Source organism: Priestia sp. YIM B13491, from assembly GCF_042787605.1.
Classification (GTDB): domain Bacteria; phylum Bacillota; class Bacilli; order Bacillales; family Bacillaceae_H; genus Priestia; species Priestia megaterium_E.
Genome location: NZ_JBHZOR010000005.1, coordinates 345,023 through 368,578 on the forward strand (window position 1 = coordinate 345,023; position 23,556 = coordinate 368,578).

25 protein-coding genes are annotated in these 23,556 nt (G+C 37.7%); 4 read left to right on the top strand and 21 right to left on the bottom strand.

Annotated elements, in window-relative coordinates:
• Positions 1-51: 51 nt before the first annotated feature.
• From dnaB to ACFX4E_RS20280, 11 genes are all read right to left on the bottom strand, one after another.
• Complete coding sequence (gene dnaB / locus ACFX4E_RS20230) at positions 52-1,416, bottom strand: replicative DNA helicase (protein WP_028409758.1); 1,365 nt, start codon at positions 1,414-1,416, stop codon at positions 52-54.
• Positions 1,417-1,531: 115 nt separating this feature from the next.
• Complete coding sequence (gene rplI / locus ACFX4E_RS20235) at positions 1,532-1,981, bottom strand: 50S ribosomal protein L9 (protein WP_016765987.1); 450 nt, start codon at positions 1,979-1,981, stop codon at positions 1,532-1,534.
• Positions 1,978-3,951 carry a DHH family phosphoesterase gene (locus tag ACFX4E_RS20240; protein WP_028409759.1) on the bottom strand — a complete coding sequence of 658 codons (1,974 nt, stop codon included), beginning with the start codon at positions 3,949-3,951 and terminating at the stop codon, positions 1,978-1,980. Before ACFX4E_RS20240 ends, rplI begins: the two co-directional genes overlap by 4 nt.
• A gap of 36 nt (positions 3,952-3,987) precedes the next feature.
• Complete coding sequence (locus tag ACFX4E_RS20245; protein WP_098333879.1) at positions 3,988-4,932, bottom strand: YybS family protein; 945 nt, start codon at positions 4,930-4,932, stop codon at positions 3,988-3,990.
• A gap of 138 nt (positions 4,933-5,070) precedes the next feature.
• Positions 5,071-5,310, bottom strand: a complete 240-nt coding sequence (gene rpsR, locus ACFX4E_RS20250) for a 30S ribosomal protein S18 (protein ID WP_013059913.1) — start codon at positions 5,308-5,310, stop codon at positions 5,071-5,073.
• Positions 5,311-5,376: 66 nt separating this feature from the next.
• A complete protein-coding gene (ssb, locus tag ACFX4E_RS20255) occupies positions 5,377-5,877 on the bottom strand; it encodes a single-stranded DNA-binding protein (protein ID WP_013059914.1) in 501 nt (166 codons plus the stop codon).
• A 48-nt stretch (positions 5,878-5,925) separates the two neighbouring features.
• The gene (gene rpsF, locus ACFX4E_RS20260; RefSeq protein WP_013059915.1) at positions 5,926-6,213 is read right to left on the bottom strand and encodes a 30S ribosomal protein S6; all 288 of its coding nucleotides are present in this window, start codon (positions 6,211-6,213) and stop codon (positions 5,926-5,928) included.
• Between the two features lie 189 nt (positions 6,214-6,402).
• Complete coding sequence (gene ychF / locus ACFX4E_RS20265; RefSeq protein WP_028411917.1) at positions 6,403-7,503, bottom strand: redox-regulated ATPase YchF; 1,101 nt, start codon at positions 7,501-7,503, stop codon at positions 6,403-6,405.
• Positions 7,504-7,673: 170 nt separating this feature from the next.
• On the bottom strand, positions 7,674-7,871 hold the full coding sequence (locus ACFX4E_RS20270) for a DUF951 domain-containing protein (RefSeq protein WP_013059917.1): 198 nt from the start codon (positions 7,869-7,871) through the stop codon (positions 7,674-7,676).
• 14 nt (positions 7,872-7,885) lie between these two features.
• Entirely contained in the window at positions 7,886-8,779 is an 894-nt protein-coding gene (locus ACFX4E_RS20275; RefSeq protein WP_377238091.1) for a mechanosensitive ion channel family protein, read from the bottom strand.
• Between the two features lie 67 nt (positions 8,780-8,846).
• A complete protein-coding gene (locus tag ACFX4E_RS20280) occupies positions 8,847-9,860 on the bottom strand; it encodes a YkvI family membrane protein (protein WP_028409762.1) in 1,014 nt (337 codons plus the stop codon).
• An 86-nt stretch (positions 9,861-9,946) separates the two neighbouring features.
• On the opposite strand from ACFX4E_RS20280, the gene yyaC reads away from it, so the two are divergent.
• Positions 9,947-10,567 (top strand): spore protease YyaC, encoded by a 621-nt coding sequence (yyaC, locus tag ACFX4E_RS20285; RefSeq protein ID WP_028409763.1) that lies wholly within the window; start codon positions 9,947-9,949, stop codon positions 10,565-10,567.
• 32 nt (positions 10,568-10,599) lie between these two features.
• Here yyaC and ACFX4E_RS20290 read toward each other — a convergent pair whose 3' ends face one another.
• The 10 genes from ACFX4E_RS20290 to rpmH form a co-directional block, all read right to left on the bottom strand.
• The gene (locus tag ACFX4E_RS20290; protein ID WP_013059921.1) at positions 10,600-11,469 is read right to left on the bottom strand and encodes a ParB/RepB/Spo0J family partition protein; all 870 of its coding nucleotides are present in this window, start codon (positions 11,467-11,469) and stop codon (positions 10,600-10,602) included.
• Positions 11,441-12,223, bottom strand: coding sequence for a ParA family protein (locus tag ACFX4E_RS20295; RefSeq protein ID WP_028409764.1), 783 nt, complete (start codon positions 12,221-12,223; stop codon positions 11,441-11,443). Before ACFX4E_RS20295 ends, ACFX4E_RS20290 begins: the two co-directional genes overlap by 29 nt.
• A gap of 117 nt (positions 12,224-12,340) precedes the next feature.
• Positions 12,341-13,216, bottom strand: a complete 876-nt coding sequence (gene noc, locus ACFX4E_RS20300) for a nucleoid occlusion protein (protein ID WP_013059923.1) — start codon at positions 13,214-13,216, stop codon at positions 12,341-12,343.
• A gap of 135 nt (positions 13,217-13,351) precedes the next feature.
• Complete coding sequence (gene rsmG / locus ACFX4E_RS20305; protein ID WP_050691087.1) at positions 13,352-14,068, bottom strand: 16S rRNA (guanine(527)-N(7))-methyltransferase RsmG; 717 nt, start codon at positions 14,066-14,068, stop codon at positions 13,352-13,354.
• A gap of 30 nt (positions 14,069-14,098) precedes the next feature.
• Positions 14,099-15,988 carry a tRNA uridine-5-carboxymethylaminomethyl(34) synthesis enzyme MnmG gene (gene mnmG, locus ACFX4E_RS20310; RefSeq protein WP_013059925.1) on the bottom strand — a complete coding sequence of 630 codons (1,890 nt, stop codon included), beginning with the start codon at positions 15,986-15,988 and terminating at the stop codon, positions 14,099-14,101.
• Positions 15,989-16,010: 22 nt separating this feature from the next.
• Entirely contained in the window at positions 16,011-17,399 is a 1,389-nt protein-coding gene (mnmE, locus tag ACFX4E_RS20315; RefSeq protein ID WP_013085566.1) for a tRNA uridine-5-carboxymethylaminomethyl(34) synthesis GTPase MnmE, read from the bottom strand.
• Positions 17,400-17,704: 305 nt separating this feature from the next.
• Positions 17,705-18,334 (bottom strand): RNA-binding cell elongation regulator Jag/EloR, encoded by a 630-nt coding sequence (jag, locus tag ACFX4E_RS20320; RefSeq protein ID WP_050691086.1) that lies wholly within the window; start codon positions 18,332-18,334, stop codon positions 17,705-17,707.
• Positions 18,331-19,095 carry a YidC family membrane integrase SpoIIIJ gene (spoIIIJ, locus tag ACFX4E_RS20325; RefSeq protein WP_377238092.1) on the bottom strand — a complete coding sequence of 255 codons (765 nt, stop codon included), beginning with the start codon at positions 19,093-19,095 and terminating at the stop codon, positions 18,331-18,333. The genes jag and spoIIIJ overlap by 4 nt, the downstream gene beginning before the upstream one ends.
• Positions 19,096-19,210: 115 nt before the next feature.
• Complete coding sequence (rnpA, locus tag ACFX4E_RS20330; RefSeq protein WP_013059929.1) at positions 19,211-19,564, bottom strand: ribonuclease P protein component; 354 nt, start codon at positions 19,562-19,564, stop codon at positions 19,211-19,213.
• A gap of 110 nt (positions 19,565-19,674) precedes the next feature.
• Entirely contained in the window at positions 19,675-19,809 is a 135-nt protein-coding gene (rpmH, locus tag ACFX4E_RS20335; RefSeq protein ID WP_013059930.1) for a 50S ribosomal protein L34, read from the bottom strand.
• 754 nt (positions 19,810-20,563) lie between these two features.
• Here rpmH and dnaA point away from each other — a divergent pair.
• The 3 genes from dnaA to yaaA all read left to right on the top strand — a co-directional run bounded on the left by dnaA (position 20,564) and on the right by yaaA (position 23,546).
• On the top strand, positions 20,564-21,907 hold the full coding sequence (dnaA, locus tag ACFX4E_RS20340; protein ID WP_028409768.1) for a chromosomal replication initiator protein DnaA: 1,344 nt from the start codon (positions 20,564-20,566) through the stop codon (positions 21,905-21,907).
• Positions 21,908-22,093: 186 nt separating this feature from the next.
• Positions 22,094-23,230: a DNA polymerase III subunit beta gene (gene dnaN, locus ACFX4E_RS20345; RefSeq protein WP_377238093.1), complete on the top strand. Its 1,137-nt coding sequence runs from the start codon at positions 22,094-22,096 to the stop codon at positions 23,228-23,230.
• A 100-nt stretch (positions 23,231-23,330) separates the two neighbouring features.
• Complete coding sequence (gene yaaA, locus ACFX4E_RS20350) at positions 23,331-23,546, top strand: S4 domain-containing protein YaaA (protein WP_013054822.1); 216 nt, start codon at positions 23,331-23,333, stop codon at positions 23,544-23,546.
• The last annotated feature ends 10 nt before the right edge of the window (positions 23,547-23,556 follow it).

Consider the following 23,556-nt stretch of genomic DNA (forward strand, 5'->3'; position numbering starts at 1 on the left):
TGCGGAACGAATACGATAACAATAAAATAAAACCTCTCATATTGAGAGGTTTTATGCACCAGGCGGCACTCCTGCGTCATCGAAGCGCCGCTCGAGATTAACGAATTTATTGTACTCTTTTACGAAGGCAAGCTGTACAGTTCCAACTGGACCGTTACGCTGCTTGGCTATAATAATCTCGATAATATTTTGATTTTCTGTATCTTTTTCATAATAGTCTTCACGATATAAGAAAGCTACGATATCGGCATCCTGCTCAATACTTCCGGATTCACGGATATCAGACATCATCGGTCGCTTATCTTGTCTCTGCTCTACTCCACGGGAAAGCTGTGATAAGGCGATAACAGGAACTTCTAATTCACGAGCTAAAGATTTTAACGCACGCGAAATTTCAGATACTTCCTGCTGTCGGTTTTCTCCGCTTCGTCCATTACCTTGAATAAGCTGTAAGTAGTCAATTAAAATCATCCCAAGTCCGCCTTCTTGTTTCAAGCGACGACACTTAGAACGAATTTCACCTACTCGAATACCAGGTGTATCATCAATATAAATCCCTGCATTGGACAAAGATCCCATTGCCATCGTAAGCTTTCCCCAGTCATCAGCTGTAAGCGAGCCTGTACGCAGCCTTTGTGCATCAATATTTCCTTCGGCACACAGCATCCTCATAACAAGCTGCTGAGCACCCATCTCTAAACTGAAGATTGCTACGTTCTCATCCGTTTTCGTTGCAACGTTTTGCGCAATATTTAAGGCAAAAGCCGTTTTACCTACCGATGGACGGGCCGCTACAATGATTAAATCATTTCGCTGGAACCCTGCTGTCATTCTATCTAAATCACTAAACCCGGTTGGGATACCTGTAATGTCACCTTTTCGATTGTGAAGAACTTCGATATCATCGTACGTTTGTACAAGTACATCTTTGATATTTTGAAACACACCGCTGTTTTTACGCTGTGCTACTTCTAAAATGTTTTTTTCCGCTTCATTTAATAAAACTTCCACTTCGTCTTCCCTTGCATATCCTTCTGAAGCAATATGCGTTGCAGTACGAATTAGACGGCGTAAAATCGACTTTTCTTCTACAATTTTACCGTAATACTCTACGTTTGCAGCCGTTGGAACAGAGTTAGCTAAATCACTTAAATACGATACGCCGCCAACTTCTTCTAAGATTTTTTGATCAGCTAATTCAGACGTTACCGTTACCAAATCAACCGGTTCACCTTGGTCAGAAAGTTTCAGCATACATGTAAAGATTTTCTGGTGCGATGCCCGGTAAAAATCTTCAGGTATCAGCAGTTCAGATGCTAAGGTTAAAGAAGAAGGCTCTAAGAAAATGGCCCCTAATAGCGCTTGCTCTGCTTCAATATTCTGAGGCGGAAGACGATCAGCAAAAAGATCACTCATATTTCTATGCCCCTCTTATATTCTTTCGTATTTTCTTTCATCATAAATGTTGGCGCGAACAAATACAAGTCCGCGCCAACCCTTTATATTATTTACCTATTTTTCAATCGTACGTTTATTTTTGTTCAGTCACGTGTACCTTTACAGTAGCCGTTACTTCTGGATGTAATTTAACCGGTACATTTGTGTAGCCTAATGCGCGAATGGCATCATTTAATTCAATTTTACGCTTATCTACTTTAATTTTGTGTTTTTTCTTTAATTCTTCAGCAATTTGTTTGCTTGTGATAGAACCGAATAAACGGCCGCCTTCACCAGATTTTGCTTTTAATTCAACTGTTAGTTCTTCAAGAGTTGCTTTTAACTCTTTGTTTGCTTGAAGTTCTGCAGCTGCATCTTTTTGCTCTCTATTTTTTTGTGCTTCTAATACCTTCACATTACCGCCTGTAGCTTCAACAGCATAACCATTTTTTAATAAGAAGTTATGTGCGTAGCCATCTGAAACATTTTTCACTTCACCTTTTTTGCCTTTTCCTTTTACATCTTTTAAGAAAATTACTTTCATGATTTTTTACCTCCATCTAAGTACTCATCAATTGCTTGTTTAAGCCGTTCTTCAGCTTCATCCAAACTAATGTCTTGGAGCTGAGTAGCAGCATTCGTTAAGTGGCCTCCGCCTTGGAGACTTTCCATAATAACTTGTACATTGATATCTCCAAGCGATCTAGCACTAATGCCAATTAGATTATCCCGCCGCTTAGAAATAACAAACGAAGCAACCACTCCGCTGATTGAAAGCAGCGTATCTGCAGCTTGCGCAATTAACACTTGATCATACATTTTGTTTGGTTCAGCTCGTGAAATAGCAATACCTGCTGTATAAATCTCTGCATGTTCAATAAAGCGTGCTCGCTGTACATATTGCGTGATATCTTCTTTTAAAAACTTTTGAACAAGAACCGTATCTGCGCCTTGAGAACGTAAAAAGGACGCTGCATCAAACGTACGAGATCCCGTGCGTAATGTAAAGCTTTTTGTATCGACAATAATACCAGCTAAAAGTGCCGTTGCTTCTAGCATATCAATTTTAAATCGTTTTGGCTGGTATTCAAGAAGCTCAGTAACGAGCTCTGCTGTCGAGGAAGCATATGGCTCCATATAGACAAGAAGAGGATCTTCAATAAAGTCTTCTCCACGTCTATGGTGATCAATGACCACGACATTTTCAATACGATGTAATAATCTTTCTTCAATAACCATCGATGGCTTGTGCGTATCTACTACTACTAAAAGAGTATCATCACTTACAAGATTTAAGGCTTCTTCAGGCGTAATAAATCGCTCCCACAGGCCTTCTTTCTTTTTAATCTCTTCTAGCATTCGCTGAACACCTGTATCGATATGATCAGGATCTAATACGATAAAACCGTCTTTCTGATTTACTTGGGCTACTTTTAATATCCCAATAGCAGCTCCTACAGCATCCATATCCGGATACTTATGACCCATGATAATCACTTTTCCACTCTCTGTAATGAGCTCTTTTAACGCGTGAGAAATAACTCTTGCACGCACGCGCGTCCGTTTTTCCATTGGGTTTGTCTTGCCCCCAAAGAATTTCACTTTTCCATTCGGCTGTTTAATCGCTACTTGATCTCCGCCTCGACCTAAGGCCAAATCCAAGCTAGATTGAGCTAAGGCACCCAGCTCAGGTAAATCAGCAGCACCAGCACCGATACCAATGCTCAATGTAAGCGGTATATTTTGTTTAGACGTCTCTTCTCGAACTTGGTCTAAGATAGAAAATTTGCTTCGCTCTAAATGAATTAAGATTTGTTCATTCATAATCGCAATAAATTTCTCGGAAGACGTACGTTTAATAAAAATACCGTATTCTTGAGCCCAACTATTTAACATAGAGGTTACTTGGCTATTCAAGTTACTTTTAACTTGATCATCCATTCCTTGCGTTAGTTCATCATAATTATCTAAAAAGATAATACCTAAACTTGTTCGTTCTTCTTCATACAATTTTTCGATTTCTATTTGCTCTGTAATATCAAAGAAGTACAGTAAGCGCTCGTCTCGTTTAATCACCACTTTAAATTTCCGATCATGCAACGTGACAACTTCTGTTTCCACTTCTTGTTTGATCAGTGGAATAATACTTTCGGCTACATCGTATAATGATCTTCCCACTAGTGTGTCTTCACCGAGACAAGATGCTAGAAAAGGATTGGTCCATTCAATTTGATATTCATCATTAAACAGCATAATCCCAATCGGCATTTCCATTAATGCCTCTTCGCCTACTTTTTTCAGCCGATGAGACAGCATTGAAATATAGGTTTCAAACTCATCGGACAGCATTCGCTCCATTCTCATGTATAGAAAAAGACAGGCTAATAGTAATATAAAGCCTATCATTCCTATGATCCAATTATGATAGGTCACGATACCTACTAAAATCAGAGCTATACTATACAATGAGTAAAATGGATAGCGAATAACGTTCTTTTTTGTAAAGACAGGCATCCATTTCAGCTCCTACTTTTTTAAGTTCCACAATATCTACTTTTTTGTGTCTAATTGTTTTCTTAAATTAAATCCTAAATCAATTATACCTAAGATGCGCACAATTTGAAGGATAATTGGAATAATTAATGCTAAAATTGTTACAACAATTGGAATTGCTTTCGCATACCCTTTTTGATGTGAAAAATAGAAAATAAAAGAAATCCCTTGTAACACTACTAGCATTTGCAGTCCCATCACGATATTGATAATGGCTACGTACATAAATGTACCTTGTTCAATATTAAAAGATGGGAAGGATAAGATTAATGCAATCAAATAATACCATAGAATACTTTTAGGAAGTTTGAATTCACGAAAAGGCGGGAATGCTTCCACCTCATAACCTGTTCTTTTAAGAATAGGCGTAGCAATAAGCTGAGAGAAAAAGGCCAGAATAACTCCACCTATAACAATTAATAGAGGCAATAGATTTTTAAACATATCAAATGCATCTCTCATTTGGTCAATTTGAGATTCCTTAACGTCTTGTCCTAAATTTTTCATCATTTCAATACTTTGATTAATTGATTGATCTAAAGCATTATTTATTTGCTCCATTAAATTAACATTAAAAATGACATTTGCTCCTACAAACAATAAAAGTAAACCTAAACTAAATGCAACCGTTCCGCCTAGTAAAATGGTATACCTTTTTTGTTTTTGTCGGTAAAGCATTCCTATTGCTAATCCACCAATACCAAATACAAATGTAAAAGGAAGAGTCAACACATTTCCAAATAACAAAGTCAATAACAACCCTACTACTAAAAATAATATTGCCTTTTTCCACCCATGACGAACGGTATACACAATAAATGGAACAGCAAGCGCTAGTTGAAAAATGGTTCCCACAACAGGTATGTATAGTGAAAAAAGCAACAGCGCCACAAAAAGCGCTAAAAGAGCTGCTCCTTCTGTAATATATCGAATTCCTTTCACAACTTCACCTCGTTGATATAGACTATTATTTATTTTATCGATTCAATTCATAAGAAGCAACTATTTGACAAAAGAGCACTTATGTAATGTAAAAAGAGGCAGTAAGGGAATCCTTACTGCCTCTTTTTATACCGTTCATTATTCACCAGAAACATATGGTAATAATGCCATTTGACGAGCGCGTTTGATAGCGATCGTTAATTTACGTTGGTATTTAGCGCTTGTTCCAGTTACACGACGAGGTAAAATTTTACCACGCTCTGAAACGAATTTTTTAAGCATATCTACATCTTTGTAATCGATGTGAGTGATGCCGTTTGCTGTGAAGAAACAAACTTTACGACGTCTGTTGCGTCCACCTTTACGTCCACCTGCCATTTTGATACGCCTCCTTCCGCTTAAAAGTTTCTATAAAATTTTATACTCCGGATAATCTACTGCGAATTAAAACGGTAAATCGTCATCTGAAATGTCAATTGTCTCGCCATTATTTGCAAATGGATCATCATCAACGCGAGTATAACCTTGATTACCTGAGTTACGGTTCTGATTATCTCCAAATGGAGAGCCTTGTCCAGATCCTCCAGTGTTAGCAAAGTTACTGCGTTGCGTATCCCCACCGCCACTTTTCGGCTCTAAAAATTGCACACTTTCCGCTACAACTTCCGTTACGTATACGCGACGACCGTCTTGTCCTTCGTAACTGCGAGATTGTAGTCGACCATCAACACCAGCTAAACTTCCTTTTTTAAGGAAATTGGCTGCATTTTCAGCCTGACGACGCCATACAACACAGTTGATGAAGTCAGCTTCACGTTCACCTTGCTGATTTGTAAATGTGCGGTTTACCGCTAAAGTGAATGTTGCAACCGCTGCTCCACTCGGGGTATAACGTAATTCAGGATCTTTGGTTAAGCGTCCTACGAGAATTACGCGATTCATCATCAGAACCACTCCTTAAGGAAATAAAACCCAATTTATTTAAACGTTTAATTATGCTTCTTGTTTAACAACGATATGACGGATAATGTCTTCGTTGATTTTCGCAAGACGATCAAATTCAGAAACTGCTTCTGAAGTAGCCGCCACGTCAAGAATCATGTAGTAACCGTCACGGAAATCATTGATTTCGTATGCTAAACGACGTTTACCCCATTCTTTAACATTTGCGATTTCAGCACCATTATCAGTTAATACGCCGTTGAAGCGCTCAACTAATGCTTTCTTTGCTTCGTCATCAATGCTTGGACGGATGATGTACATTACTTCATACTTTCTCATCACTGTCACCTCCTTTTGGTCTAACGGCCCGAAACGGGCAAGGAGCAATAAAATATTACTCACGAATTAAAATTATAGCACACTACCATAGGCAAAGCAATACGCATTGCGGGCTGTTTCGTAAATATATGCTAATATTTTCGCCAACGACAAAAGCCGAAAGAAGATATCTTCTTTCGGCTTTTAATCTTATACGTTAAAGCGGAAATGCATAACGTCTCCGTCTTTTACGATGTATTCTTTTCCTTCTAAACGTACTTTTCCAGCTTCACGAGCTGCTCCCATTGTTTTGGCAGCCAATAAATCCTCGTATGACACCGTTTCTGCACGAATAAATCCGCGTTCAAAATCTGTATGAATAATACCTGCACACTCAGGAGCTTTCATACCTTGTGTAAACGTCCACGCGCGTACTTCTTGCTCACCGGCTGTAAAGTACGTAGCTAATCCAAGTAAATCGTACGCTGCACGTACAAGCTGATCTAGACCTGACTGTTCAATGCCTAGTTCTTCAAGGAACATTGCTTTTTCTTCTCCTTCAAGTTCAGCAATTTCAGATTCAATGCGTGCGCAAACAACAATTACTTCTGCACCTTCACTTGCCGCATACTCGCGCACTTTTGCTACATATTCGTTAGCAGATGCATCGGCTACTTCATCTTCAGCAACGTTTGCTACATAAAGAATAGGTTTGATCGTTAGCAAGTGAAATTGTTTTACTAATTTCATTTGTTCTTCTGTAAACGATACAGCACGAGCTGGCTGATCACTTTCAAATGCGTTCTTTAGTTTCTCTAGAATTTCGTATTCATACATTGCTTCTTTGTCTTTTTGTTTAGCCATTTTTTGAACACGGCCAATACGTTTCTCTACCGTTTCTAAATCTGCTAAAATTAACTCTAAATTAATTGTTTCAATATCTGAGATAGGATCTACTTTTCCTGAAACGTGCGTGATGTTTTCATCTTCAAAACAACGCACAACGTGACAAATCGCATCTACTTCTCGAATATGAGATAAGAATTTATTTCCCAATCCTTCACCTTTACTAGCACCTTTTACGATTCCAGCGATATCTGTGAATTCAAATGCTGTTGGAATTGTTTTTTTAGGTTTTACAAGCTCTGTAAGTTTTTGAAGACGGTGATCAGGTACTTCTACAATACCTACGTTAGGATCAATCGTACAGAAAGGGTAGTTCGCAGATTCTGCGCCCGCTTGTGTAATTGCATTAAATAATGTTGATTTTCCAACGTTAGGAAGACCAACAATTCCAGCTGTTAAAGCCATATATTTATTCACTCCTCTTTATATATCCGAAACAAGTTAACCTGTCACAATTATAGTGAGTCAACTTTTGAAATACAAGTTTGATAAAGAACCTTTAACCGCATGGGGTTAAGGTGCTTCATTTTGTCCCACCTTACAGTATAAGGCATAAACATAGAAAATGCATGAGGTTATTCCTCATGCTTTACAAGAATTTTTTTCATTTTACGTGCAAAATCACGTCTTGGAATCATTACGCTATGGCCGCAGCCTTCACATTTGATACGGATATCCATTCCCATTCGAATGATTTTCCATTCATTTGTACCGCAAGGATGAGGTTTTTTCATTTCCACAACGTCATTTAAACCAAATTCTTTTTCCGTCATCAGCTCTCTCCTCCTTATGTCCCTTTCAACGTCGACGAATGCTGTGCTTCTTCTGTACGATTATACATAACCATACGAGGAAATGGAACTTCAATACCATGTTCATTTAGCCTTGTACGCACTTCTTTACGAATCATACGAGAAATATGGAAATGTCTCATTGGTTTTACTTCACTTGTAATCCTCATTGTGACTTCAGTTGCATGGATATTTTGAACCCCCAGCAATTCAGGCGTTTTAACCATATCTTCATAGCGACTTGGCAATTTTTCTAACAGGTCTAAAATCACTTGTTCTGCTTTTTGTATGTTTTCTTCATAAGAAATGCTTACATCAACGAAAGCTACGCTGTTATGTAACGAAAAATTAGTGACCTCCACAATACTGCCATTAGGCAAAATATTAATTTCGCCTGTCCAACTCTTAATCTTTGTAGTTCTCAAACCAATTTCCTCTACAGTTCCCTCAAATGTTCCTACTCGAACATAATCCCCAACGGAGAACTGATCTTCAAAGATAATAAAAAACCCCGTGATGATGTCTTTCACTAAGTTTTGAGCACCAAACCCTACCGCGAGCCCTACGATTCCAGCCCCCGCTAGCAATCCACGGACATCTACCGATAACGTTTCTAAAATCATAACTCCCGCAACGAAATAAATGGCATAAGAAAAAATATTTTGAAGCAAACGGACCATCGTAGCTTCTCGTCGCTCAGAAATACGCAGAGGGCTATTTGTGCGAACCTCTACGAATTTATTTAACGCTTTCTTTCCAATTCGAATTAAAAACATGGAAATGAGTAGAATCAATAGAATTTTTATAAATCCCTCTCCAATATGTGCCCACGTTTCTTCTTGAAAAAATGGCTCAAACACGTTCTTAAAAACTGACTTCAACGAATTCATACTACATGTAGCTCCTAACGTAACATAATCTGCATACGAGAAAGTTTTAACCTATTGTAGCAAGTTTCTACGAACTTTTGTAGCGATTTCGAAATGGATACAACAAAACGGCTGTTACTAGAAATAAATTGACGATTCCATACATTGGATACAAAATAGCAATTAAAGTAGAAAACCCTACCTTTGTAAAGGGAATCATTAAAAGTAGCCAGCAGGCTGCCAGTTTCCAAAGAGATTGCACCTTTTCAGTATGAAAACGAGCGGTCAATCCTAAAATTCCCGAAACGGCTGTCGTATAAATTGCGATAAGCAAAACAATGCTCATTAAAAACGTCATCATATAAGGAAAATCTTTAAGAATAGCGAATAATGGAATTTCATAAGAGGAAAGAAGCCCTGAAACTTGAATAAGTGATTCATTATAAATAAAAGAGAGGCCTCCTAATAAAAAACCACTGCCAACACTTGCAATATAAATCTCTTTTTTGCTTTTAATTTCCTTTCCAATTGTAGATAATACCGCGACAAGAGGAAGAATATTTAAAGCCGTAAAGGTAAAAGCAGCAGGCCAATTATGCTGAAGATGCCAATTAGTTACTCCAGGATGACGTAAAACAAATGTAAGAAGTACACCAGCTAGTCCAATCATTAAGATTGGCATAACGAAAGAATTGATAGAAAGCAGTCCACTTAATCCTCTTGAAAAAACAAAGACGATAAACACACTAAGACCACCAATTCCCCACCAGTAAGGAACATGCCACATTTCCAATGTCGCCCCGCCGCCCGCGATCATAATCACCGTCGTCGTAAACAAATAAAAAACGATTAAAACGTCGTAGGCTGCAGCCCATCTCTTTCCTATTAATTCAATTAGTACTGGGTAAAATTGATTGGTTCGATAGCGATAGCTGATTTGCATAATCACATTGCAAGAAATCGCAAAAATAATAGAAAATAGAAAAATAGCAAGTCCGCTTTCTTCACCAAAGAACTGCCATAGTTCTCTTCCAGAAGCATATCCAGCACCTATCATCGTTCCCATAATTAAGAATATCCATTTACACCCGGCTCTCCACATCGATTTTCCCCCAATCCACGAAATATATGTATAGAATCTTCAAAATCTTCGTATACTGTTACTATTATGTATAAGGAGTGGACCCTATGAATTTAAAATCTCCCTTCTTTGAGAAGACACAACATTCAACCCGCGTATTTCATGATGAGGAATCTGCTACAAAGAAGCTGAGTACACAGTTACTATCTTTACTTCCAGCACAGAAAGACAGACCAATTGTTTTTGTATGTATTGGAACGGACCGTTCAACTGGGGACTCATTGGGTCCATTAGTCGGAACAAAACTGAATGAAAAAAAGGTTTCATCTTTTCATATTTTTGGAACGTTAGAAGAGCCTGTTCATGCGGTTAATTTGAAAGAAACGTTAAAACATATTCAAAAGCTTTTTCCAAATCCTTTTATTATTGGAATTGATGCTTGCTTAGGCCGTATGAAAAGTGTAGGCTCTGCATCACTTGGCGTTGGGCCCGTCAAGCCTGGAGCAGGTGTTAATAAAGAATTGCCGCCAGTCGGAGATATTCATATAACAGGGGTTGTCAACGTGAGCGGATTTATGGAATTTTTCGTCTTGCAAAATACGAGGCTTCACCTCGTTATGTGCATTGCCGATTTAATTGCGAAAAGTATTGAGACTGCGCACAATGAACGAGAGAAAGAGTTTAATAATTCTTCGGTTTACCAAACGGTAAGACAATATAAACAATAAAAAAGGTTGTCCTAAAACTAGGACAACCTTTTTTATACAGAAGATTTATTAGTCTGAGAAAGATCGTTAAATAATTCAAGAAGACGGTTTAAATCTTCTTTAGAGAAAAATTCGATTTCAATTTTTCCTTTTTTCTTACTTTGTGTAATGTGAACGGAGGTACCAAAACGTTCACGAAGCTGTGTTTCACTTTGTTTTATAAATAAATCTTTATCTTTTTTAGTTTTTGATGTTTCACGTGGAACGGCTTTATTTAAGTGGGCAATATAAGCCTCTAACTGTCTGACATTTAATTGTTCCTTGCGTATTTTTTCAACGACTTTAGGTAGAAGCGCTTTATTTTTCAAACCGACTAGCGTACGCCCATGGCCCATAGACAATTCATTAGTAGAAATGAGGGTTTGAATTTCCTCAGGCAGTTGCAAGAGGCGAACATAGTTAGCAATATGAGGTCGGCTTTTTCCCAGTCGTGTAGCAAGTTGCTCCTGTGTCATATCGAGCTTATCCATAAGCAATTGATAAGCAGTTGCTTCTTCAATTGGCGTCAAATCTTCACGCTGTAAATTCTCTAACAAAGCTAGTTCCATCATTTGCTTTTCTGAAAAGTCTTTTATAATGACAGGAACAGTAGCAAGGTCGGCTTCTTTAGCAGCTCTAAATCGTCTTTCACCCGCTAAGATTTCATAGCCTTTAATGCTTTTGCGAGCTACAATAGGCTGTAAGATGCCATGATGTAAAATGGACTGCTTTAACTCATTAATTGCTTCTTTATTAAACGTTTTACGTGGTTGATAGGGGTTGGGTCTGAGTTCGTGAATAGCAACTTCCTGAATTGAATCATCAGCCTGTGCATCTAAGCCTGAAAATAAGGCATTAATTCCTTTCCCTAATCCTTTCGCCATTATAAATCACTTCCTTTGCAAGTTCCGTATAAACTGCGGCCCCTCTAGATCTTGCATCATATAAGATAATTGGTTCACCATGACTAGGTGCTTCGCTCAAACGAACATTTCGAGGAATAATCGTTTGATAAACGCGATCCTGAAAGTACTTCTTCACTTCTGCTGTTACCTGCAGTCCTAAATTTGTGCGTGCGTCAAGCATAGTCAGCAATACACCTTCGATACGCAGTTGATTATTCAAATGTTTTTGGACTAATCTAACGGTATTTAGCAATTGACTTAATCCTTCAAGCGCATAATATTCACACTGTACAGGTATTAAAACAGAATCAGCCGCCGTTAACGCATTTAATGTCAGTAAACCAAGAGAAGGGGGACAATCAATAATAACATAATCAAAGTGATCTTTCACCGTTTCTAAAGCTCTCTTAAGTCGAACTTCACGTGAAATAGTCGACACTAATTCAATTTCTGCACCAGCTAATTGAATGGTCGCGGGAATGATTGATAAATTTTCGACGGCTGTTGAACGAACAACGTTCTTAGCTTCCATATCTTCTACGATTACATTATAAATACATTCATCTACATCTGCTTTATCTATGCCAACTCCACTCGTAGCGTTACCCTGGGGGTCTCCGTCTACAAGTAGAACCTTTTTTCCTTGTTCAGCTAAACAAGCTCCTAAATTAACAGCGGTTGTTGTTTTTCCAACTCCGCCTTTTTGATTCGCAACTGCCACAATTTTCCCCATGTTGTCACCTACTTTCATTTCCATCCCATTTGTCCAGACAGTTTAAATGTTCATTGAATTTTCTGACGAAAAACTTTGATAAAAAAGCCTCATCAAAAAAAGATGAGGGCTATTTCTTTATTTTTTCGGAATCTTAATAGTAAACTGAAAATATTCATCAAACTCTTCTTCTTCCGTGTTTAATGAAATACCGCTGTCACTAACCATTGTCAAGGATTGACGAATTGTATTCATTGCGATACGCGTATCTTTACTAAACGCTTTTCTTTTTGCTTTTGGCTTTTTAACCTGCGTTTCTAACAATTTCACTACTCGATCTTCCGTTTGTTTTACATTTAATTGTTTTTCAATAATCTCAGCTAATACTTGAAGTTGTTTTTCTTGATTTTTGAGGGGAATGAGCGCTCTTGCATGTCGCTCTGTAATCAATTTTTGTTTGATTGCTTCTTGTATTTCAACAGGAAGCTTTAACAAACGAAGCTTGTTTGCAATTGTGGATTGGCCTTTTCCTAAACGTTGAGCTAATGCCTCTTGGGTAAGATTATGTAACTCAATTAACTTTGCGTAGGCTAGTGCTTCTTCGACAGCCGTTAGCTCTTCACGTTGTAAGTTTTCTATTAAAGCCACAGAGGCCGTTTCTGTATCGTTAAAATGTTTCACAATTGCAGGAACCGTATCCCATCCTAAGCTTTGTACAGCTCTCCACCGGCGTTCTCCAGCAATTAATTCGTATTCTTCGCCCTCAGTCGGTCGAACCACAATAGGTTGAATAATACCGTGTGTATGAATAGTAAGAGCTAGCTCTTCAATTTTTGCTTCATTAAACACAGTACGCGGCTGATAACGATTCGGAATAATACTTGAAACCCTAATTTGTTTTACTTCATCTCTTAAAACTTTTTCGACATTTTCATCTTGGACAGTTTCAATCTCTACATGAATATCCTCATCTTTTTCTTTTAAATTAAAGAAACGTGAAAAAGCAGATTTCATAGTCCCACACCACCTTCAGGAAAATCCCGCCTTAAACTAATTCGATGTTTTTTAATCATATCCTGCTTTCTAAACAGAAAATATAGAGAAGAAAATGTTTCATATGAAACATTTTCTTCTCTATCTATTTAATGCCTACTCTAGTGGAAGCTTAACTGGGGTACCAGGTTTTCTAGGATATTTTTTAGGCGTTTTCTTTATTTTGTCTATTAAAATAATGTAACGTTCACTTTGCTCCAAAGGCAATTGGAAATGTTCAATCGACTTCACTTTTCCACCTAATACTTGGAATGATTTTTCTCCATTTTTTAATTCTTCAGGGGCAGAAGCACCTTTCATTGCTAAAAAGCGTCCTTGTTCTTTAACAAGCGGTAAGCAAAATTCATTAAGAACCGAAATACGTGCCACGGCTCTTGCCGTTACAAGATCGAATGACTCGCGAATACTTTCTTTTTTACCAAATGTTTCAGCTCGATCATGACATAGTGTGACATTGTCTAGTTCAAGCTCATTTACAAGATGCGTTAAAAACGTAATACGCTTTTGTAACGAATCAACGATTGTTACATGCAAATGCGGGAAGCAAATTTTGATCGGAATACTTGGAAATCCTGCTCCTGCACCTACATCACACATGGATTCAATTTCTGTAAAGTCTTGAAAAAAAGCAGCTGAAATAGAATCGTAAAAATGCTTTTCATACACTTCACCGTGATCAGTGATAGCAGTTAAATTCATTTTTTCGTTCCATTCCACTAAAACTTGATAATACTTTTCAAATTGATTCAGCTGTTTAGAAGAAAGAGAAATTCCCTTTTCTTCTAATAGCTGTTGAAACTGTTGAATATTCATTGAGTTTCCCTTTCTTCGCGCCTAAGAGTTTTAATCATTTGATACTTTAGCGATGCGCCCTTGTTCAATATAAACAAGCAAGATTGAAATATCAGCTGGGTTGACTCCAGAAATACGTGAAGCTTGCGCTACCGTTAGTGGACGCACTTGGTTTAATTTTTGACGTGCTTCTGTAGCTAAACCGTTAATTGCATCATAATCGATATAATCAGGAATCTTTTTGTTTTCTAACTTCTTCAAGCGTTCAACTTGCTGAAGTGATTTCTGAATATATCCTTCGTATTTCACCTGAATTTCTACTTGTTCAGCTACTTCAGGATCTACCGTCTCGTCAGCTGGTGCTAATTGATGAATATGAGTATATGTCATTTCAGGGCGGCGAAGTAAATCTGTCGCACGAATGCCATCTTTTAATTCACTTCCGCCAGCTTCTTTAATCAGTTGTTGAACAGCTTCATTCGGTTTAATAATAAAGGAGAAAAGACGTTTTTTCTCTTGCTCGATTTCCGCTTTCTTTTGTTCAAATTTAGCATAGCGCTCATCGCTGATTAATCCTAGTTCACGACCAATTTCAGTAAGGCGTAAATCAGCGTTATCGTGACGAAGCAATAAACGATATTCTGCACGAGACGTTAGTAGACGATACGGTTCATTTGTTCCTTTTGTTACTAAATCATCCACCAATACACCGATATAAGCATCAGAACGTCCTAAGATGACTTCTTCTTGTTCCAGCGCTCTTCTTCCCGCGTTAATTCCAGCAAGAAGACCTTGGCCTGCAGCTTCTTCATAACCAGATGTTCCGTTAATTTGTCCAGCCGTATAAAGATTTTTAATTTTTTTCGTTTCAAGCGTTGGCCATAACTGAGTCGGAACAATTGCATCATATTCAATAGCATAGCCCGCACGCATCATTTGGACTTTTTCAAGACCAGGAATTGTCGCAAGCATTTGACGCTGTACATGCTCAGGAAGACTCGTTGATAGTCCTTGAACATATACTTCTTGCGTATTTCGTCCTTCTGGCTCTAAGAAAATTTGGTGACGCGGTTTATCATTAAATCGCACAACCTTATCTTCAATAGATGGACAGTAGCGTGGTCCAGTACCTTTGATCATCCCAGAATACATAGGAGATAAGTGGAGGTTGTCATCAATAATTTGATGAGTTTGTTCACTTGTATATGTTAACCAGCAAGGCAGTTGATCTGTAATGTACTGTGTTGTTTCGTATGAGAAAGCACGGGGCACATCATCCCCAGGCTGAATCTCCGTTTTGCTGTAATCAATAGTTGAGCTATTAACACGAGGTGGAGTTCCTGTTTTAAAACGGACCATATCCAGTCCTAACTCCTCTAAGTGTTCAGAAAGCTTAATAGCTGGTTGTTGATTATTAGGACCGCTTGAATATTTTAGTTCACCTAAAATAATTTCCCCGCGTAAGAATGTCCCTGTCGTAATAACAACTGTTTTAGCTTTATACACAGCTCCCGTTTGAGTGACGACGCCCGTACATACACCGTCTTCTACGATTAACTGTTCTACCATGCCTTGCATAAGCGTTAGATTTTCTTCATTTTCTAATGTTTTTTTCATTTCATGCTGATAAGCAAATTTATCTGCTTGAGCTCTAAGTGCTCGAACGGCTGGACCTTTTCCTGTGTTTAACATTCTCATTTGAATATGAGTTTTATCGATATTTCTACCCATTTCTCCGCCAAGAGCATCAATTTCACGTACTACAATACCTTTTGCAGGACCGCCTACAGAAGGGTTGCAGGGCATAAACGCCACCATGTCTAAGTTAATGGTCAAGGTTAACGTTTTAGCACCCATACGCGCAGAAGCAAGTGCCGCTTCACAACCTGCATGACCTGCTCCAATGACAATAACATCATATTGTCCACCTTCATATTGCATAATAGTAGCCTCCTTTAATAATCTATTTTCCTAAACAGAATTGAGAGAACAACTGATCAATTAAGCTTTCGTGAACAGCATCACCAATAATTTCACCTAATAGTTCCCACGTTCTTGTTAAATCAATTTGGACGATATCGATTGGAACACCACTTTCAATGCCTGTGATGGCCTCATCGATAGCTCCTCTTGCTTGCGTTAAAAGCGCAATATGTCTCGTATTAGATAAATATGTTAAATCTTGAGATTCAATTGTCCCTCCAAAGAAAAGAGCTGCGATTGCTTCTTCAAGCTGATCTACTCCTTGTTCTTGAAGAAGCGAAGTCGTCACTATTGGATGATCACCAGCAAATTGCTGCACTTCCTCTAGATTAATTTTTTGCTCAAGATCTGTTTTATTCACAATCACGATAACGTCCATGCCTTTTACAGCTTCAAATAGCTTTTTATCTTCGTCCGTTAGTTCTTCATTAAAATTCAACACAAGCAAAATTAAATCTGCTTCTTTCAAATACTGACGAGAGCGTTCCACACCAATTCGTTCTACAATATCTTCTGTTTCACGAATTCCAGCTGTATCAACTAATCGCAGAGGAACTCCTCGCACATTGACGTACTCTTCGATTACATCTCGCGTCGTTCCGGGAATGTCTGTGACAATGGCCTTTGCATCTTGCACTAAACTATTTAGAAGAGAAGATTTCCCTACATTAGGACGTCCAATAATAACCGTAGCCAATCCTTCTCTTAAAATTTTCCCTTGATGAGAGGTTTGAAGAAGCTTATCAATTTCTTGGCGTACATTTGAAGCTTTTTCAATCAATACTTGGTGAGTCATTTCCTCTACATCGTCATATTCTGGGTAGTCAATGTTTACTTCTACGTGGGCAAGTGTTTCCAGAATTTCCTGTCGTAAATGACGTACTAGTTTGGACAAACGCCCTTCCATTTGGCCAATCGCCATATTCATCGCTTTATCTGTTTTGGCACGAATTAAATCCATGACAGCTTCTGCTTGTGATAAGTCTACTCGACCATTTAAAAATGCTCGTTTTGTAAACTCACCCGGCTCAGCTAAACGGGCACCATTTGCAATAACTAACTGCAGCACACGATTAACGGATACGATTCCTCCGTGACAGTTAATTTCAATAATGTCTTCTCTAGTAAATGTCTTGGGACCTTTCATAATGGAAAGCATCACTTCTTCGACGACTTGCTCTGTCTTGGGATCTACGATATGACCGTAGTGAATAGTATGAGAAGCTACGTCTGTTAATCGTTTGTTCGAAACGCTTTTAAAGATACGATCTGCAATCGTAATGGCTTCTTCACCACTCAGGCGGACGATGGCAATAGCTCCCTCTCCCATTGGTGTAGAAATGGCCGCAATTGTATCAAAATCTAACACCAACTTCACCTCATTTCATTTTATAAACCTTTTATTTTAAACGATGTTATATACTATCATCGTTAACAATTTTCCACGAACAAAAACATCTATTTTAAAGCCCGTAATTTGTATGAACCAAATAAATAGAATACCACAATTCACCGATTTGGAACATCTCTAACGTTCTTCTGTTATACACAGTAAGGAAAACAGGCAGTATGTACTATTTTAACTTATCCACATGTGAATAACAACGTATGTAACTTGATTTTTTGAACGCTAGCTTGATAAAAGTAAACATAAAAAAGCACTAGCGCATTTTGCTAGTGCTTTTTTCCGACGGGCTGAACCAAAATACTTCTTTTCGGTTCTTTTCCGACAGAGTGTGTCTCAACTAAAGAATTTTTAGCTAACACTTGGTGAATCATTTTTCTTTCATGCGAAGGCATTGGTTCTAGTTGAACAGATCGATTCGTTTTAATCGCCTGATTCGCTATTTTTAATGCCAGTTTTTCGACCATTTCTTTTCGTTTTTCTCGGTAGCCTTCTGGGTTTAATACAACATTTAAAAATTGCTGACTGTATCGATTAGCTACCAGTTGTGTGAGAAGCTGGAGCGCATTAAGGGTTTGTCCATGTTTTCCAATCAACATTCCCGCAGAATCGCTACTAATCTCAATTATGCAGTTTCTCGAGGTTTTTTTGACGTTCGTATGAATCGAAATCCCCATTTCACGGCTAACATTTGTAATAAAATGAACCGCTTCCTCTACAGGGTCCACTATTTTTGTAACTTTTACAACTGCAGGTTTTCCCTTAAAGATTCCTAAAAATCCTTTTTTGCCTGGTTCAATTATTTCTACATTTGTTTGATTTCGCTCTACTTCTAAAGCATCTAATGCTTCTTGAACAGCAGCTTCAATCGTCTGGGCCGTAATTGTGATTTCGTTCATTTTTTAACCCCTTCAATATTCGCTTGTTTTAAGTCTGGCCCTTTAATGAAGTAGGTTTGAATAATCATAAATAGATTTCCCACTACCCAATAAAGAGATAAGGCGGCTGGAAAATTGATTGCAAAAACTACAATCATGATCGGCATAACCCAAAGCATCATAGCCATTTGAGGATTTTGACTTGCATTCCCGGCCATCATCATCTTTTGCTGAATAAACGTTGTGATTCCTGCGACAATTGGTAAGATAAATAGCGGGTCACGCGCACCTAAATCAAACCATAAAAAGCTGTTGTTTGCGATTTCCGACGTTCGTGTAATCGCGTGGAAAATCCCAATAAGAATGGGCATTTGAATTAGAATTGGAAAGCACCCAGCTAAAGGATTTACTCCGTAAGTTTGAAATAATGCCATCGTTTCTTTCTGCAATTGCTGCTGCGTCTGGGCATCTTTTGAACTGTACTTCTCCTTTAACTTCTGCATTTCGGGCTGAAGCGTCTGCATTGCTTTCGTGTTTCTCATCTGTTTAATCATAAGCGGTAGAATAAGTAAGCGAATCAGGATTGTGACAACGATAATCGCAACTCCATAGCTTTTAAATACCTCCGCCAGATACGTAATGACTAATGACAGCGGATACACAACATACTCATTCCAAAAACCTTTACTATCATCTGTAATAGGTTGGTTAATTTCCGTACAACCCCCTAAAACAGTTAATAGAAAGATAAGCGTTATTCCTAAAAACAACTTCTTCTTCACCTGTTTTTCCTCCTTCTACATGTTCACCTTTCAATTCTGAAAGTGCGTCAAAATCCATTATATAAGGATGCGGTAGAAAAACAACAGCTATTAAAGGGTTTTCTTCTATTGTTTATTAATCGTTTTGTCTATGTGTAAGTAATTTGCCACGCTTAAAGACATGCTGCAAGCTGCTTTTAATTTCTTCATAGCTCATTGTTGCAGCAGGCTGCCTTGCAATTACAATATAATCTTTGTCTTGCTTTAAATACGGTGTGAATTCAAACATAATTTGTTTAGCAAGGCGCTTAACTCGATTACGAGTCACGGCATTTCCAATCTTTTTGCCCACAGAGAATCCTACGCGGAAATGTTCTTGATCCGGTTTGTCTAGAACATACAAGACAAATTGGCGATTCGCTACGGACTTGCCCTTTTTAAAAACTGTTTGAAATTCATCATTCTTTTTTATACGATATCTTTTTTTCATTTTTAACAACTCCTGCCCTTTTTCAGGTCATGCTCTTATGTAGTCCCTACAGGAACAGAGGTGATTTTAGTCTTATAAAGCGAAAAAAGACCACTGGCGTCAGTGGTCTATTATGCTGATAATACTTTTCTTCCTTTACGACGACGACGAGCTAAAACTTTACGTCCATTCGCTGAGCTCATACGAGCGCGGAAACCGTGTACTTTACTGTGCTTACGTTTGTTTGGTTGGTAAGTTCTTTTCATCTATAAACACCTCCTCGAGGAATAACTGAAAAAGACAGTCCTTGCAATTATAATGAAAAGACTAAGAAGATGTCAATGTTATTTAAAAAATAAAATTTTCAATCTCTTGGTTTCATTATCTGTTTTACTCAATCTTCTTCATTCTAATATCTTTATAACCCAATTGTCTATACCTAATCAATAAAATTCATTGATTTATTAAAGAAAAAATTTTTCCTTTTCATCACTTTTTCTTTCTCTAGCAGCTGCGATCGCATCGTTACTGAACAAAACTACAACAATAAATGTTATAAAAAGCCTCTTTTTTATTCAAATTCTGCTCTTAAACCTTTGTGGATAAGTTTTTTCGACATTTTTCTACTTTTCCATTCCTTATCGACAACTCATGCACACTATCTTGTGTTGTGGAAAACTTTTCTCCACAAGGTGTAGTGATTGTGGATAAGTTTCGAAAATTCATTGCATCATGCCGAATTCTTTGATATTATATTTTTGTTTTCACTCTTAATTACTTTTCCACAGTTGGTTCTTATCCACAAACTGTGGACAACTTGTGGACATCATTTCCACTATCACTGTATAAAGTTATCCACACCATGTGGAATCTGTCGAATAGTCGGCTTTCTTCTATAATATATATTTACCCACATAATAGCAATTGTATAAATATAAATTTTTTATGCATAAGGTTTTGTACAGGTTGTACAAGAGTTGTACAAAGCGCATAAAAGCTAGAAAAAGGAGGGATTGCTCGTTGGAAAACATTCATGATTTATGGAATAGAGCTTTAGATCAAATTGAAAAAAAATTAAGCAAACCTAGTTTTGAAACCTGGCTCAAATCGACAAAAGCTCATGCTTTACAAGGAGACACGCTCATTATTACTGCGCCTAATGATTTTGCACGGGACTGGTTAGAATCTAGGTATTCTAATTTAATTGCTGAAACACTTTACGATCTTACGGGGGAAGAGTTAGATGTGAAATTTATTATTCCTCCTAACCAGGCCGAGGAAGAATTTGATATTCAAACTCCTAAAAAGAAAGTCAATAAAGACGAAGGATCAGAATTTCCTCAAAGCATGCTAAATTCGAAGTATACCTTTGATACATTTGTTATCGGATCTGGAAATCGATTTGCGCATGCAGCTTCTTTAGCAGTAGCAGAAGCGCCGGCTAAAGCCTATAATCCGCTTTTTATTTACGGGGGAGTAGGATTAGGCAAAACACACTTAATGCACGCCATAGGCCACTATGTGTTAGATCATAATCCTGCCGCTAAAGTCGTGTACTTATCATCTGAAAAATTCACAAATGAGTTTATTAACTCTATTCGTGATAATAAAGCAGTAGAATTCCGTAACAAATACCGTAATGTAGATGTTTTACTAATTGATGATATTCAATTCTTAGCAGGTAAAGAGCAAACACAAGAAGAATTTTTCCATACGTTTAATACGCTTCACGAAGAAAGCAAGCAGATTGTCATCTCAAGTGACCGACCGCCGAAAGAAATTCCTACACTTGAAGACCGACTTCGCTCTCGCTTTGAATGGGGCCTTATTACAGACATCACACCACCAGATTTGGAAACACGAATTGCTATTTTACGAAAAAAAGCCAAAGCGGACGGCTTAGTTATTCCAAATGAAGTTATGCTTTATATCGCCAATCAGATTGATTCAAATATTAGAGAATTAGAAGGAGCACTTATTCGTGTAGTAGCTTATTCTTCACTAATTAATAAAGATATAAACGCTGATTTAGCAGCAGAAGCATTAAAAGATATCATTCCTAGTTCAAAACCTAGGGTTATTACGATTCAAGACATCCAACAGATTGTTGGACAAGAATTTAATATAAAATTAGATGATTTCAAAGCGAAGAAACGTACAAAGTCAGTAGCGTTTCCTAGACAAATTGCCATGTACCTCTCTCGCGAATTAACGGATTTTTCGCTGCCTAAAATTGGAGAAGAGTTTGGCGGGCGAGACCATACTACTGTCATCCATGCTCATGAAAAAATCTCAAAACTTGTTCAAACAGATACTGACCTACAAAAACAAATTAAAGAAATAAGTGAATCACTAAAAATATAGGCTTTTTTTACTTGTATTTTGTGTATAAGTGAGTTAGGATTGTACACAGTCTGTCCACATGTGGATAGGCTGTGTTCTCACGTTTTTGGGGGTTATCCACATTTCCACAGCCCCTATTACTACTACTATCTTAAAATATAATAAATAATAAGCTTTTAAACCTACTTTTAAGGAGGATTAATTATTATGAAATTCATCATACAGAAAGACTATCTAGTTCAAAGCGTTCAAGATGTTATGAAAGCTGTATCTTCTAGAACAACAATTCCAATTTTAACGGGGATTAAAATTGTAGCGACTGAAGAAGGTGTTACCTTAACCGGAAGTGATTCGGATATTTCAATTGAATCGTTTATTCCAAACGAAGAAGAAGGAAAAGAGATTGTTGATATCCACAAACCTGGAAGCGTTGTTCTCCCAGCTCGTTTCTTTAGTGAAATCGTCAAAAAGCTTCCTAAAGACATTGTAGAATTAGACGTCCAAAGTCACTTTTTAACAATCATTCGTTCAGGAAAAGCTGAATTTAACTTAAATGGTTTAGATGCAGAAGAGTATCCTCATTTGCCACAGATCGAAGAAAACAACATGTTTAGATTACCGACGGACTTATTAAAAAACATGATTCGACAAACTGTCTTTGCAGTGTCCACCTCAGAAACACGACCTATCTTGACAGGTGTAAACTGGAAAGTCGTTGGCAAAGAATTAACGTGTATTGCCACTGACAGTCACCGTCTAGCTTTGCGAAAAGCGACCATTGAAACTGGAAATGAAGCAACGTATAATGTGGTTATTCCAGGTAAAAGTTTAAGTGAATTCAGTAAGATCCTTGATGATTCTCATGAATTAGTAGACATTGTTATCACGGAAAATCAAGTATTATTCAAAACAAAACACTTACTGTTCTTCTCAAGATTATTGGACGGAAATTATCCTGATACTTCAAGGTTGATCCCAGCCGATAGTAAAACGGATGTTATATTGAACGTAAAAGAATTCTTACAATCGATTGACCGCGCTTCTTTATTAGCTCGTGAAGGAAGAAACAACGTAGTAAAACTATCTACGCTGGATGAAGGGATTGTTGAAATTTCTTCTAACTCTCCTGAAATCGGAAAAGTAATTGAAGAGGTACAAAGTCAGTCTATCTCAGGAGAAGAATTAAAAATTTCTTTTAGCGCAAAATATATGTTAGACGCATTAAAAGCGCTCGAAGGAACAGATATCAAAATTAACTTCACTGGTGCGATGCGTCCATTTGTCATTCGAACATTAGAGGATGATTCAATGCTGCAGCTGATTTTACCAGTGCGAACATATTAAATCTCAGAAAGCTACTAGCATGCCGTACTAGTAGCTTTCTTTTCTCAAGGAGAATTATTTAGTAAAATAGAGATACATCATTAGAAAGTGAGAGAGTCGCATGAAAACAGAAGTTAAAATTTCAACTGAATACATTACGCTTGGCCAGTTTTTAAAACTAGCAGACGTCATTCAAACAGGTGGAATGGTAAAATGGTTTTTAAGTGAGCACGAAGTATATGTGAACGGGGAGCTAGAAGAGCGCCGCGGACGTAAATTATATGCAAATGACGAAGTGGATATACCGGCTGCAGGATCATTTGTTGTTATTACTTAAAGTTGGTGAA

Excerpts from the sequence above, each read along its gene's own strand:
- ychF (WP_028411917.1), bottom strand. The coding sequence starts at position 7,503 with ATGGCTTTAACAGCTGGAATTGTTGGTCTTCCTAACGTTGGAAAATCA.
- rplI (WP_016765987.1), bottom strand. The coding sequence starts at position 1,981 with ATGAAAGTAATTTTCTTAAAAGATGTAAAAGGAAAAGGCAAAAAAGGT.
- rsmG (WP_050691087.1), bottom strand. The coding sequence starts at position 14,068 with ATGAATATTCAACAGTTTCAACAGCTATTAGAAGAAAAGGGAATTTCT.
- noc (WP_013059923.1), bottom strand. The coding sequence starts at position 13,216 with ATGAAATCTGCTTTTTCACGTTTCTTTAATTTAAAAGAAAAAGATGAG.
- rnpA (WP_013059929.1), bottom strand. The coding sequence starts at position 19,564 with ATGAAAAAAAGATATCGTATAAAAAAGAATGATGAATTTCAAACAGTT.
- rpmH (WP_013059930.1), bottom strand. The coding sequence starts at position 19,809 with ATGAAAAGAACTTACCAACCAAACAAACGTAAGCACAGTAAAGTACAC.
- yyaC (WP_028409763.1), top strand. The coding sequence starts at position 9,947 with ATGAATTTAAAATCTCCCTTCTTTGAGAAGACACAACATTCAACCCGC.
- rpsR (WP_013059913.1), bottom strand. The coding sequence starts at position 5,310 with ATGGCAGGTGGACGTAAAGGTGGACGCAACAGACGTCGTAAAGTTTGT.
- ACFX4E_RS20270 (WP_013059917.1), bottom strand. The coding sequence starts at position 7,871 with ATGACGGAAAAAGAATTTGGTTTAAATGACGTTGTGGAAATGAAAAAA.
- mnmG (WP_013059925.1), bottom strand. The coding sequence starts at position 15,988 with ATGCAATATGAAGGTGGACAATATGATGTTATTGTCATTGGAGCAGGT.
- jag (WP_050691086.1), bottom strand. The coding sequence starts at position 18,334 with ATGAACGAAATCACAATTACGGCCCAGACGATTGAAGCTGCTGTTCAA.
- ACFX4E_RS20290 (WP_013059921.1), bottom strand. The coding sequence starts at position 11,469 with ATGGCGAAAGGATTAGGGAAAGGAATTAATGCCTTATTTTCAGGCTTA.
- dnaB (WP_028409758.1), bottom strand. The coding sequence starts at position 1,416 with ATGAGTGATCTTTTTGCTGATCGTCTTCCGCCTCAGAATATTGAAGCA.
- yaaA (WP_013054822.1), top strand. The coding sequence starts at position 23,331 with ATGAAAACAGAAGTTAAAATTTCAACTGAATACATTACGCTTGGCCAG.
- ACFX4E_RS20275 (WP_377238091.1), bottom strand. The coding sequence starts at position 8,779 with ATGAATTCGTTGAAGTCAGTTTTTAAGAACGTGTTTGAGCCATTTTTT.
- ACFX4E_RS20295 (WP_028409764.1), bottom strand. The coding sequence starts at position 12,223 with ATGGGGAAAATTGTGGCAGTTGCGAATCAAAAAGGCGGAGTTGGAAAA.
- ACFX4E_RS20280 (WP_028409762.1), bottom strand. The coding sequence starts at position 9,860 with ATGTGGAGAGCCGGGTGTAAATGGATATTCTTAATTATGGGAACGATG.
- ssb (WP_013059914.1), bottom strand. The coding sequence starts at position 5,877 with ATGATGAATCGCGTAATTCTCGTAGGACGCTTAACCAAAGATCCTGAA.
- dnaN (WP_377238093.1), top strand. The coding sequence starts at position 22,094 with ATGAAATTCATCATACAGAAAGACTATCTAGTTCAAAGCGTTCAAGAT.
- ACFX4E_RS20240 (WP_028409759.1), bottom strand. The coding sequence starts at position 3,951 with ATGCCTGTCTTTACAAAAAAGAACGTTATTCGCTATCCATTTTACTCA.
- rpsF (WP_013059915.1), bottom strand. The coding sequence starts at position 6,213 with ATGAGAAAGTATGAAGTAATGTACATCATCCGTCCAAGCATTGATGAC.